The sequence below is a fragment of the Streptomyces fodineus genome (assembly GCF_001735805.1).
In the GTDB taxonomy this organism is placed as follows: Bacteria; Actinomycetota; Actinomycetes; order Streptomycetales; family Streptomycetaceae; genus Streptomyces; species Streptomyces fodineus.
The window spans coordinates 6672231-6684563 of the sequence record NZ_CP017248.1 but is presented as its reverse complement, the minus strand read 5'-3'; the positions used below and the strand labels follow the sequence as shown (position 1 = coordinate 6684563).

11 protein-coding genes are annotated in these 12333 nt (G+C 72.0%); 6 read left to right on the top strand and 5 right to left on the bottom strand.

The annotated features are described in order from the left end of the window. The first annotated feature begins 227 nt into the window (after positions 1-227). The 5 genes from BFF78_RS28640 (at position 228) to nirD (ending at position 5927) form a co-directional block, all read left to right on the top strand. Positions 228-734 carry a hypothetical protein gene (locus tag BFF78_RS28640; protein ID WP_069781039.1) on the top strand — a complete coding sequence of 169 codons (507 nt, stop codon included), beginning with the start codon at positions 228-230 and terminating at the stop codon, positions 732-734. A 148-nt stretch (positions 735-882) separates the two neighbouring features. Continuing rightward, entirely contained in the window at positions 883-1557 is a 675-nt protein-coding gene (locus BFF78_RS28635) for a class F sortase (RefSeq protein ID WP_069781038.1), read from the top strand. A 205-nt stretch (positions 1558-1762) separates the two neighbouring features. After that, entirely contained in the window at positions 1763-2977 is a 1215-nt protein-coding gene (locus BFF78_RS28630) for an NAD(P)/FAD-dependent oxidoreductase (RefSeq protein WP_069781037.1), read from the top strand. Then, positions 2977-5580 carry a nitrite reductase large subunit NirB gene (gene nirB, locus BFF78_RS28625; protein WP_069781036.1) on the top strand — a complete coding sequence of 868 codons (2604 nt, stop codon included), beginning with the start codon at positions 2977-2979 and terminating at the stop codon, positions 5578-5580. Before BFF78_RS28630 ends, nirB begins: the two co-directional genes overlap by 1 nt. Beyond that, the gene (nirD, locus tag BFF78_RS28620) at positions 5577-5927 is read left to right on the top strand and encodes a nitrite reductase small subunit NirD (protein WP_069781035.1); all 351 of its coding nucleotides are present in this window, start codon (positions 5577-5579) and stop codon (positions 5925-5927) included. Before nirB ends, nirD begins: the two co-directional genes overlap by 4 nt. Positions 5928-6001: 74 nt before the next feature. Here the strand turns inward: nirD and BFF78_RS28615 are convergent, their stop codons facing one another. The 5 genes from BFF78_RS28615 to BFF78_RS28595 form a co-directional block, all read right to left on the bottom strand. Next, the gene (locus BFF78_RS28615; protein WP_069781034.1) at positions 6002-6835 is read right to left on the bottom strand and encodes a carbohydrate ABC transporter permease; all 834 of its coding nucleotides are present in this window, start codon (positions 6833-6835) and stop codon (positions 6002-6004) included. Next, positions 6828-7730: a carbohydrate ABC transporter permease gene (locus tag BFF78_RS28610; RefSeq protein ID WP_069781033.1), complete on the bottom strand. Its 903-nt coding sequence runs from the start codon at positions 7728-7730 to the stop codon at positions 6828-6830. Before BFF78_RS28610 ends, BFF78_RS28615 begins: the two co-directional genes overlap by 8 nt. Next, on the bottom strand, positions 7727-8980 hold the full coding sequence (locus BFF78_RS28605; protein ID WP_069783871.1) for an ABC transporter substrate-binding protein: 1254 nt from the start codon (positions 8978-8980) through the stop codon (positions 7727-7729). The genes BFF78_RS28610 and BFF78_RS28605 overlap by 4 nt, the downstream gene beginning before the upstream one ends. Before the next feature lie 328 nt (positions 8981-9308). Then, positions 9309-9719 (bottom strand): cupin domain-containing protein, encoded by a 411-nt coding sequence (locus BFF78_RS28600; RefSeq protein ID WP_069781032.1) that lies wholly within the window; start codon positions 9717-9719, stop codon positions 9309-9311. Then, entirely contained in the window at positions 9716-11176 is a 1461-nt protein-coding gene (locus BFF78_RS28595; RefSeq protein WP_227025951.1) for an MFS transporter, read from the bottom strand. Before BFF78_RS28595 ends, BFF78_RS28600 begins: the two co-directional genes overlap by 4 nt. Positions 11177-11436: 260 nt before the next feature. On the opposite strand from BFF78_RS28595, the gene BFF78_RS28590 reads away from it, so the two are divergent. Further along, a complete protein-coding gene (locus BFF78_RS28590) occupies positions 11437-12111 on the top strand; it encodes a TetR/AcrR family transcriptional regulator (RefSeq protein ID WP_079161519.1) in 675 nt (224 codons plus the stop codon). Positions 12112-12333: the final 222 nt, after the last annotated feature.

The following is a 12333-nucleotide window of genomic DNA, read 5'->3' as shown; positions in this document are numbered from 1 at the left end:
CAACGAGGGGTGGCGCGCCATTCGTGTGTTCTTCGCACGGTCGTCTCGTCGCCCTTTCCGCACACCTGTGACCTGCGGGAACCCGGCGGCGGCTAGTCCGTGTGGGGGCCGGTCCGCGACACCCGTTCACCGCATTTCTGACGGCCCATCAGCAAGCGGCCCCGGGCGAAAGGCAGTTACCTCGAAAGGGCAGGCGACACACCAGTCGGACAAGCTCTGGGGAGACCATGCGACGCACCGCCCGTCTGCTGACCGGTACCGCGCTCGTCGTGGTGGCCGCGGCACCCGCCCGGGCCGGCACCGGCAGCCTGGACGTGTACCCCTCCACCGTGGCCCCCGGCAGCCAGGTCACGGTGAACACCGCCGCGTGCGGGGACAAGGGCTCGGCGACCGGGGACGCGAGCGCGGTCGGCGCCGGTACCTTCACGCTGGCGCCCAGCGCGCACGAGGGCGAGGCGATCGGCCAGTTCCAGGTGCCGCCGAGCGCGCAGCCGGGGACGTACGAGATCGTCGCCAAGTGCGCGGAGGGCGGCCGGCAGGTGAGCGGCGACCTGGTGGTGGCCCTGAGCGCGGCGCACGAGCAGCTGCAGCCGCGGGGAAGTGTGAAGACGGGGGTCGGCGGCGCACTCGGCACCGACCCCGTACAGACCGCGGCGGGTGTGGCGGCGCTGGCCGTCGCCGCCGCGGGCGGTACCTGGCTCCTGCATCGCCGGGCGAGAGGCGACGGGATCTGACGGACACCCTCCGCTGTCCGTCCGCCGGTACCGCACGTCCCGCCCCCTCCGGGTCCGAATGCCCCTCGCGGCCCGGAGGGGGAGGGGGTTTCAGAAGGGGAATCCGCCTCCGGGAGTCCCGCAGGTCCGCCTCCAGAGAGGGATGCGTATGCGCAGGAGTGCCAGGAGTGCCAGGAGTGCCAGGAGCGGCGGCAGATCCAGGCATGACCGGCTCGGCGACACCGCGATAGCCGCGGCCACCGTCGTGGCCCTCGGTTCCGGGGTGTGGCTGCTCGGCGACGGCGCACGGACGCACACGCCACCGCAGCCGGCCGCCGCCGAGGGCAGCCCCGACCCGGGCGGCGCGCGGCCCGCGGCGCACGCCCTGGTCCCGTCCGTGCCCACCCGCATCCGCATCCCCGCGATCCGGGTGAACGCCCCGCTGATGGGCCTGGCCCTCACCCGCTCCGGCAGCCTGGACGTGCCGCCCCCGCAAGCCAAGAACCTGGCCGGCTGGTACGAGGCCGGCACCATACCCGGCGAGACGGGCACCGCGATCGTCGCCGGCCACGTCGACAACACCGAGGGTCCCGCCGTCTTCTACGACCTCGGCGCGCTGAAGCGGGGCGCCCGCATCGAGGTGGACCGCCGGGACGGCTCCGTGGCCGTGTTCACCGTGGACGCGGTGGAGGCGTACGCGGCGAGCAACTTCCCCGACGAGAAGGTGTACGGCGCGGCTCACCGGCCCGAGCTCCGGGTCATCACCTGCGGTGGGGGGTATTCGAGGACGACCGGGTATCAGGGCAACGTGGTGGTGTTCGCGCATCTGACCGGGAGCCGCTGAGAGCAGCGCCCCGAAGGGGCGCGGGGCTGTATCGATATGCGGCTCCGCCGGGTGGGCGCGGGCAACCCCGACGGCGCCGCAGCCGAAACCCGGCTCACCGCACCGCGGACCTCACACGCCGAGCCGGCGGCAGCTGAGGGCAGCGTTCCCCACGGGAAACCGACGTGATGCGGCCGGGTAACGTCGTGACCGCACGCTCAAGGGCATGACCTCGAATACGCGTGTGGTGGTGATCGGCGCCGGCCTCGCGGGCGTACGGCTCGCCCGGCGGCTCGGCGAGCTGGGCACGCCCGCGCTGCTCGTCGGCGAGGAGGAGCACCCGCCGTACAACAGGGTGCTGCTCGCCGAGGTGCTGGCCGGGCGGTACGCCCCCGAGGTGATCGGCCTGCCGGCGCCCGCCGGCCTGCTGCGCGCCCGGGTCACCGGTATCGACCGGGCCGCCCGGACGGTCGAGTGCGCCGACGGCTCCTCGATCGCATACGACACGCTGGTTCTGGCCACCGGCTCCAATCCGGTGCTGCCGCCGCTGCGCGGTCTGTTCACCCCGGACCACCGACTCCCCGAGGGCGTCCACGCGTTCCGCACCATGGACGACTGCCTGGGGCTCGCCAAGGCGGTCCGGCCGGGTGGGCGCGCCGTCGTCATCGGGGGCGGGCTGCTCGGCGTGTCCGCCGCCCGCGCGCTCGCCGCGCGCGGCGCGCAGGTGGTCCTCGCCCAGCAGGCCGAGCGGCTCATGGAACGCCAGCTCGACCCGGACGCCTCCCGGCTGGTGCTGCGGCACCTGACCGAGCTGGGCGTCGAGGTGCACACCGAGTGCCGGGTGCGGGACGTGCGCTGTGTCGCGGGGGCCGTGCGCTCGGTGGAGATGGCCGACGGGTACGCGCTCGACGCCGACCTCGTCGTGCTCGCGTGCGGGGCACGCCCGCGCACCTCACTCGCCGAACAGGCCGGTCTCGCCGTCCACCGGGGCGTCCTCGTCGACGACGAGCTGCGCACCTGCGACCCGCACATCCACGCCGTCGGCGACTGCGCCCAGCACGACGGCACGGTCTACGGCCTGGCCGCGCCCGCCCTGGAACAGGCCGACGCGCTGGCCGAGTTGCTCGCGGGAAGCCCCGGCGCCCGGTACTCGGGCACCCGTTCCCTGACCCGGCTGACCCTCACCGGCGCGGGCGCCCCCTTCGACCTGGCCGCGTTCGGCGAGACCGAGGCGCAACCGGGCGACGACGTCGTACGGCTCGCCGACGCCACCCGCGGCACCTACCGGAAGGTCGTCGTCCGCGAGGACCGCCTGGTCGGCGGCGTCCTCGTCGGCGAACTCGGCACCGTCGGCGCGCTCGCCCGCGCCTGGGAGGGAGCAGAGCCGCTCCCCGACGACGGCCCCCTGCTCCACCTGCTCACCAACGATGGAGGCTCCTGATGACCGCCACCCCGGGGGCCACCCCCACGATCGTGCTCGTCGGCCATGGCATGGTCGGCCAGCGCTTCCTCGAAGCGCTCGCCGAGCGCGGCCTGACCGCCACGCACCGCGTGGTCGTGCTGTGCGAGGAGCCGCGTCCGGCGTACGACCGCGTCGCCCTCACCTCGTACTTCTCGGGCAAGACCGCCGAGGACCTCTCCATGACCGACATGGAGTTCATCAACGACCACGGCATCGAGCTGTACGTCGGCGACCCGGCGGAGACGATCGACCGCGAGGCGCGGACGGTCACGGCCCGCTCCGGCCGGGTCTTCGGGTACGACACCCTCGTCCTGGCCACCGGCTCGTACCCCTTCGTGCCCCCGGTCCCGGGCAAGGACGCCGAGGGCTGTTTCGTCTACCGGACCATCGAGGACCTGCTCGCCATCGAGGAGTACGCGCAGACCGCGACGACCGGTGCCGTGGTCGGCGGCGGACTGCTCGGCCTGGAGGCGGCAGGTGCGCTCAAGGGCCTCGGGCTCGACGCCCACATCGTGGAGTTCGCGCCGCGCCTGATGCCGGTGCAGGTCGACGAAGGCGGTGGCGCGGCACTGCTGCGGACCATCGCGGGCATGGGCCTGTCCGTGCACACGGGCGTGGGCACGCAGGAGATCCTGACCGCCGAGGACGGCTCGGTCACCGGCATGAAGCTTTCCGACGGCTCCGAACTCGCCACCGACATGGTCGTGTTCAGCGCCGGTGTCCGCCCCCGCGACCAGCTGGCCCGCGCCTGTGGCCTCACGGTCGGCGAGCGCGGCGGCATCACGGTGGACGAGCAGTGCCGCACGGTCGGCGACGCGCACGTCTTCGCGATCGGCGAGTGCGCGCTGGCGGCCGACGGCCGGGTGTACGGCCTGGTGGCGCCCGGCTACGAGCAGGCGGAGACGGCCGCCGCCACGATCGCGGCCGACGAGGCGTCCTTCACCGGCGCCGATCTGTCGACGAAGCTGAAGCTGCTCGGTGTGGACGTGGCGTCCTTCGGCGACGCGCACGGCACCACCGAGGGCTGCCTGGACGTCGTCTACTCCGACTCCCGCGCCGGCCTGTACAAGAAGCTGGTCATCGGGCCGGACGGGACGCTGCTCGGCGGCATCCTGGTCGGCGACGCGGAGGCGTACGGCACGCTGCGCGCCCTGACCGGCTCGGTGCCCCCCGTCTCCCCCGAGTCGCTCGTCCTGCCCGCCGGAGCCGACTCGGGGGCCCAGCTGGGACCGTCCGCGCTCCCGGACGAGGCGATCATCTGTTCCTGCCACAACGTCAGCAAGGGCGCGATCCGCGGCGCGGTCACCGACCACCGGTGCACCACCGTGCCCGAGGTGAAGAAGTGCACCAAGGCCGGTACCGGCTGCGGCAGTTGCGTCAAGGTGCTCGGCCAGCTCGTCAACGCCGAACTGGAGGCGTCGGGCGTCGAGGTCGACAAGGGCCTGTGCGGCTGCTTCGCCCAGACCCGCGAGGAGCTGTACGAGATCGTCCTCGCCCTGCGCATCACGTCGTACCAGGACCTCCTGGACCACCACGGCCGCGAAGGCGCCCGGGGCGGCGAGGGCTGCGAGACCTGCAAGCCGGCGGTCGCCTCGATCATCGCCTCGCTCGCCCCGGCGATCGGCGCGAGCGGCTACGTCCTGGACGGCGAGCAGGCGGCCTTGCAGGACACCAACGACCACTTCCTGGCCAACCTGCAGAAGAACGGCTCGTACTCGGTCGTGCCGCGCATCCCCGGCGGTGAGATCGCACCCGAGAAGCTGATCGTGATCGGTGAGATCGCCCGGGACTTCGGCCTCTACACCAAGATCACCGGTGGCCAGCGGATCGACATGTTCGGCGCCCGGGTGGAGCAACTGCCGCTGATCTGGGCGCGCTTGGTCGACGCGGGCTTCGAGTCGGGCCACGCGTACGGCAAGGCACTGCGCACCGTGAAGTCCTGCGTGGGCTCCACCTGGTGCCGCTACGGCGTCCAGGACTCCGTCAAGATGGCGATCGACCTGGAGCTGCGCTACCGGGGCCTGCGCTCCCCGCACAAGCTGAAGTCGGCGGTCTCCGGCTGCCAGCGCGAGTGCGCCGAGGCCCAGTCGAAGGACTTCGGCGTGATCGCCACGGCCAACGGCTGGAACCTGTACGTCGGCGGCAACGGCGGCGCCACCCCGCGCCACGCGGACCTGCTGGCCCAGGACCTCTCCGACGCGGAACTGGTCCGCCTGATCGACCGTTTCCTGATGTTCTACATCCGCACGGCCGACCGTCTGGAGCGCACGAGCGTGTGGCTGGAGCGGATCCCGGGCGGCCTGGACCACGTACGGGACGTGGTGGTGCACGACTCGCTCGGCATCTGCGACGAGCTGGAGCAGCTGATGCGGGCGCATGTCTCCCACTACCGCGACGAGTGGGCGGAGACCATCAACGACCCCGAGAAGCTCGCCCGGTTCGTGTCCTTCGTGAACGCCCCGGACACCCCGGACCCGCTCGTCGCCTTCGTCCCCGAGCGCGACCAGATCAAGCCCGACCTGCCGCTGCTGAACATCGGCCTGCGGCCCGCCGACGACATCCTGGAAGGAAGCGCCCGATGACCCTGGCTGTCGAGACCACCGACCTGAAGGTCCAACTCCGGCTGACGGACGGCTGGTTCACTGCCTGTGACCTGAGCGCGCTCACCCCCGGCCGCGGGGTGGCCGCCCTGCTGCCGGACGGCCGCCAGGTGGCCCTCTTCCGTGACCGCGCCGACCGCCTGTACGCCGTCGACAACCGCGACCCCTTCACCGGCGCGGCGGTCCTCTCCCGCGGCCTGACCGGCACCCACGTCGGCCGCCCGTTCGTCGCCTCGCCCCTGCTGAAGCAGCGGTTCGACCTGGTCAGCGGGGAGTGCCTGGACGACGGGGAGGTACGGCTGACGGCGTACGAGGTGCGGGCGGCCTAGCCGACCGGTTTCCCCTGGAGCGCTACGAGCGGTCGGGGCCCACCCGGATCGTGCGGGACGCGACGACACGGGGGTCAGTCGATCCCCGACCGCTCCACGCCCGCCACGATCCACCGCTGGAAGCACAGGAACACCAGCAGCAGCGGCAGGATCGACACGACGGCCGCGACGAACAGTTCGTGCAGGCGGATCACCTGGGACGTCGTGAACGACGACAGGGCCACCTGCACCGTCCAGGCGCTCTGGTCCTGCCCGATCACCAGCGGCCACAGGAAGGAGTTCCACGCGCCGAGGAAGACGATCGTGCCGACCGCCGCGAACACCGGCCGCGCGTTCGGCACGACCACCAGCCAGTACGTCCGCCAGTACCCGAGCCCGTCGACCTGCGCCGCGTCCTCCAGCTCGCGTGGGAAGCCGAGGAAGTACTGCCGGAAGACGAAGCAGGCGAAGGCGGAGAACAGCGTCGGGACGATCAGCCCGCGCAGGGTGGAGATCCAGCCGAGGGACGACACCAGGACGAAGCTCGGTACGAAGGTGACGGCGGCCGGGACCAGCAGGGTGCCGAGGACGCCGTAGAAGACCTTGTTCGCGTGCCGGTACGGAATGCGGGCGAGGCCGTAGCCGGCGAGGGAGGACAGCAGCAGGGTCCCCAGCGTCGTGGCGATCGCGATCAGCGCCGAGTTGAGGAGGGAGCGGGCGAAGGGGACGGAGGGGTCGTCGAAGAGTTCCCGGACGTTGCCCCACTTCAACTCGCCGGGGAAGAAGGTCCATTCGGGCGAGGTGATGTCCTGCTCGCTCGACAGGCCGTTGCGCAGCAGCAGGTAGAAGGGGATCAGGAAGAGCAGGGCGAGCGCGATCAGCAGCGCCAGCCTGAGCGCCCGCCCGGCCCGCACCAGGGCGTCATCCATCGGGGTCCGTCCTCCCGAGCTTCAGCCACCGCGCCTGACCCACCGTGACGACCGCGACGATCAGCGCGAGGATCACCGCGCCCGCGCTGCCGAGCCCGAGGTTCTGCCCCTGGCCGAGGGCGGTGTAGTAGAGGTAGACCAGCGGCGGGCGGGCGTACGGCGGATAGCCGCGGGCGTCGGAGAGCAGGTTGTAGAACTCGTCGAAGGCCTGGAAGGCGTTGATGACGAGCAGCAGCACCACCGCGACCGAGGTCGCCCGCAGCTGGGGCAGGGTGATGTGCCGCAGCACCGTCCAGCCGGGCCGGGCCCCGTCCACGGCGGCCGCCTCGTACAGCACCGGATCGATCCGCTGGAGCCCCGCCAGGAACAGGATCATGTAGAACCCGGCCTGCAGCCACAGTCGTACGCTCACGATGACCAGCCAGTACCAGGGCGGATCGGTGGTGGACAGCCAGGCGACCGGATCGCCGCCGAACCAGCCGAGAACGGTGTTGGCGAGCCCGAACCGCACTCCGTTGAAGATCGACATCTTCCACACCAGGGCGGCGACGACGTAACTGCACGCGGCCGGAAGGAAGAAGACCGACCGGAAGAACGCGCGCGCCCACCGGACCCGGTTGACCATGAGGGCGAGCGAGAGGGACAGGAGGTACGTGACGGGCACGATGAACGCGGTGAACAGGAGGAAGGTCTTCAGGCTGCCGACGAACGCGCCGTCCCGCAGCATCGCCGTGTAGTTGTCCAGGCCGACGAAGTGCGTGGGCGTGACGGTGTTGTGCGCGTCGAAGAAGCTGAGGCCCACGCTCCACAGCAGCGGAACGTAGGTGAACAGCGTGAGCCCGGCCGCGAAGGGCCCCACGAACACCCAGAACCACAGTGCTCTGCGGCGCCTCACGACTTCTTCTTCACCCGGTCCAGCTCACCGGCCACCTTCCGTACGACGGCCCGCAGTTCACCCTCCGGATCGGCCCCGCTGCCGATGATCCGGCTGAGCGCGTCCTGATAGGCGGTCTGGGCGGCGGGCGTCCACAGCAGGGGCTGGGCGTAGCCGTGCTCCGTGGTGAAGCGCACGGCGTCGGCGGCGGCACCCGACCGCAGCTTGCCGGCCTTCTTTGCGAGGGAGATCCGGGCCGGGATGTGGAAGCCGTACGACAGCGCGAAGTCCTCCTGGTAGTCGGTCCGTTCGACCCACAGCCAGCGCACGAACTCCTTGGCGGCCTCCTTGTGCCGGCCGCGCGCGCTGACGGCTGCGCCGTAGGCCCCGACGGGGACGGACGGCTTGCCCTGGCCGCCGTCCTTCGGGAACGGCAGGACACCGAAGTCGTCCCCCAGCTCCTTCTGGATCTGCGGCAGCGCCCACAGCCCGGACCACTGCATCGCGGTCAGCCCCTGGATGAAGGCGGAGGGGTCGGACCAGTCGGCGGGTGCGCCGAGGAGCAGGGACTTGTCGGCGTACAGCTGGTGCAGTTTGCCGAGGGTGCGGGCGGCGGCGGGGTCGTCGAAGCCGACCTTGCCGTCCTCGGTGACGAGCTGAAGCCCTGCGGCGTACAGGGGCGTACCGCCGAGCACACCGGCTCCCCCGTCATTGCCGAGGAACAGCCCCTTGACCTTGCTGCCGGTGAGTCTGCGGGCCGCGTCCACGAGGGCGTCGAGCGTGGCGGGCGGCTCGACCCCGGCGTCCTTCAGCAGGCTCTTGCGGTAGTAGAGCATCTGCATGTCGATGACCTGCGGGATGCCCCAGACCCGGCCGTCGTAGGTCTTGGGCGTGAGCACGGCCGGATTGAAGTCGTCCCTGACACCCTTGAGGAGGTCGGTGAGGTCGACGACCTGACCGCCCTGGATCTGGTCGAGGGTGGGCCCGTTGACCTCGAAGACGTCCGGCCCGGAGTCGGTGAGCAGGGCGGCCGCGGTCTGCTGGTCGTAGTTCCCGGGCCGCCACTGCACCTTGACGTGCGCCTTCTTGTAGGCGGCGGCGTACCGCTGGACGGCCTGCTCGGTGCCGGGCTCGCCGTACTGGTGGTACCACTGGGACAGTTCGGTTCCCGAACCCCCGCCGCCACGCCCGGTGTTGGACCCGCAAGCGGCGAGTAGCCCGGCACCCGCCCCGGCTCCCGCGGCCAGCAGTGCCCGGCGGCTCATGGTCATCATCGGTGCCCCCTGACGTTCGTCATCGATGCACGGCCCAACGATCAACCATGTGCGTCGATTACGAAAGAGGGCCCCCTGTCGGGCGCGCCGGACCGGGAAGCCGTCGGCTTGGGATCCATGGGCCCCAAGGAGGGCGCGGCCGGGTCGCCGCGGTCGTGGTCCCGGCCCCCTTCACGGCGTGCTCCGGGGTCTTCCAGGCCGGCCCGGTGAACGTCGAGGGCGCCTTCTGAGAGGACGAGGGCACCTTCCGAAAGGAGAGGCGGCGCAGGCCGGGGGGAACGGCAGGTCCCCGGTGCCGCCCCTCCCGCTGCGCCCCCGGGGCGGATCAGTCGCCGAGGCCGGAGCCGAGGCCGGCGTGCTTGTCCTGGCGTGAGCCGCGACGCCGGGTGATCGACATCAGATCGCTCGGCGCGTCCAGTTCGAGCCGGTGCCAGCGGCAGCGGGGCACGATCACGGCGGTACCCGGGGTCAGCCGCACCATCTCCTCGGCGTCACCCTCCGCGAGGGGCCGGAAGTACAGGCGCACGCCCCCGGCCAGGCAGCACACGGCCTCCTCGCCCTCGGGGTGCACCTCCCAGTGATCGGCGTGCACGTCGGCGTCGGTCGCCACATGGAAGGCCGCGACCTGCCAGGAGCCGGGGTCGCCCTCCGTCATCCGCCGAGGGCCGGACAGGACGCCGCCGTCGGACCGGAAGTCCAGCATGGAGGAGAAGAGGTCGACGGTCGTGATGGTCATGACGGTGTTCCTTCCAGTCGGTTGTCCGTGGGCGCGGCGGGGGCGCCGAGGTGGGAAGCGGTGGTGGCGTCGCTGCGGCGGCGGGGCAGTACGGCGATCGCCACGACCGCCGCGAGCAGGAACAGGGCGGCCGTGGCAGCGAGGCCGAGGGCGTAACCGGCGTCGAGGGCGCCGGGTCCGGTGGCCGTGCCGGTGCGGTGGGCGGCGACCGTGGCGAGGGTGGCCAGCCCGATACAACCGCCCAGCTGACGGGCGCTGTTGAAGAGACCGGAGGCCATGCCGGCCTCTCCGGGCCGCACGCCGGTCGTCGCCGCGGCGGCGGCCGGTGCGAACACCAGCCCGATCCCGACGCTGGTCAGCAGGGACGGCCCGAGCACATCGGCGAGAAAGCTGCCGTGCGGGCTGATCCGGGCGAACCAGGCCATGCCCGCGGCAGCGAACAGCGCGCCGGGCACGAGGGCGGCACGCGGCGAGCGGGTCGCGGTGATGCGGGTGGCGGCGACGGTGGCCGCCACCGAGCCTACGCAGAACGGCAGGAACGCGAAGCCGGTCGCGGCGGCGCCGAGGCCCAGGACCTGCTGGAGGTAGAGGGAGACGAAGTAGAACGCGGTGAACTGCCCGGCCGCGGCGAGGAACACCAGCAGATCGGCACCGGCGACCCAGCGGCTGCGCAGCAGCCCGAGCCGCAGCAGCGGGGCGGACACCCGGGATTCGACGAGGGTGAACGCGACCAGCAGGAGAGCCGCACCCCCGAGAGTGACCAAAGTCCCCTGGGATCCCCACCCTTGGACATCGGTCCGTACGACACCGAAGACGAGGAGTCCGGTTCCGCCGGTCGCGAGCAGGGCTCCGAGCGCATCGGGCCGCTCCCGCCGCACCGGCCCCGGCTCGACCGGTACGGCCACGTGGACGAGCGCGAGCGCCGTGACGACGATGGGCAGGTTGATCAGCATCACCCAGCGCCAGCCGGCGTACTGGGTGAGCACCCCGCCCGCCAGCACGCCCAGCGCGCCGCCCACGGCGTTCATCCCGCTCCACACGCCGAGGGCGCGCACGCGCCGGGGGCCGTCGGTGAAGGTGGTGGTCAGCAGCGCCAGCGCGGCCGGCGCGGTGGCGGCGGCACCCAAGCCCTGCCCTGCACGAGCGGCGACCAACTGCCAGGGTTTCTGGGCCAGTCCGCCGGCGAGCGAGCAGACCCCGAAGACGACCAGCCCCGCGACGAAGAGCCGACGTCGGCCGTACAGATCACAGGCCCGCCCGCCGAGCAGCAGAAACCCGCCGAAGGTGAGCGCGTACACGTGCACGACCCAGGACAGGTCGAGCGGACCGAAACCGAGGGAGGTGCGGATCGCCGGGAGCGCGACGTTGACCACGGCCATGTCCAGAGCGACGACGAACTGGGCTACGGCGGCGGCCGCGAGCACGGTCGTGGGGTTGCCTCGTAAGTTTCTATACACGTAAGAAAACTAGCGCACCCAGGTCGGGGTTGTCGACACCTGGGAATCCCGGAGGGCTTGGCGGGTTACGGCCGGGGCCGGCGTGGGCGTGGCGGATTACGGCCGGGGCCGGCGTGGGCGTGGCGGATTACGGCCGGGACCGGCGCAGAAATGGAGCGTCACGCCTGGCCAGGGCTGGTCATTGCTGGTCATTGCTGGTCATCGCTGGTCATCGCCGGAGACGGGCCGGGCATAGGGATGACGAGGGCATGATGGGACCCATGCCGCAACCGCCCGCACCCCGCAAGACCACCGGTCGACCTGCCCGTATCTCCCGCGCGGAGATCCTCCGGACGGCGCTCCGGATCGTGACGGACGAGGGCGTGGACCGGCTGACCATGCGCCGGCTCGCCTCCGAGGTGGGCAGCACGCCCATGGCGCTCTATCACCACGTCCGCGACAAGGAGGAGCTGCTCCTCCTCCTGCTGGACGACTACGCCGCGCAGCACCTGCGCCGGCCGCCCGCTCCCCCCACCGACCCGCGCGAACGCGTCATCGCCGCGGCGACCGCGATTCACGAGGTGCTGGCCGCCTGCCCCTGGGCCGTGGAAGTCCTGACGGCGGACGACCTGATGTCGACGTCCGCACTGTGGTTCGTGGAACAGATCGTGGACGGCCTGACGGTCTGCGGCCTGTCCCTCGAGTCCGCCGTACACGGATACCGGGCGATCTGGTACTACACCGCCGGCGAAATCGTGATCCGCGCGACAGCGGCCCGCCGCCGCGCGGCCGACGACCGCCCGACCTACCGCGACCGCGTCTTCGCCGACCTGGACCCCGACGAACTCCCCCGCCTGGCGGAGGTGGCGGACCGCTGGGCCCCGCTGACCGCACAGGACACGTACGCGGAGGGCCTGACGGCGCTGGTGAACGGCCTGTTGACCAGGGGGGACTGAATGAGGGGCGGCACCCACACGCGGGGTGCCGCCCCTCTTTCGTGTGCGCTGAGACCCCGTCGTCATCGGCCCGGCCGACTGCGGAGTCCCCCACGCACAGGACGTACACGGCTACCGGGCCGACTGGAACAACACCGCCGGGAAGGTCATGGCCCGGGCGGCAGCGGTCCCGGCGGCGTGCGTCCAACGACCGACCCACTCACCGGACCGGGTCTTCGCCAA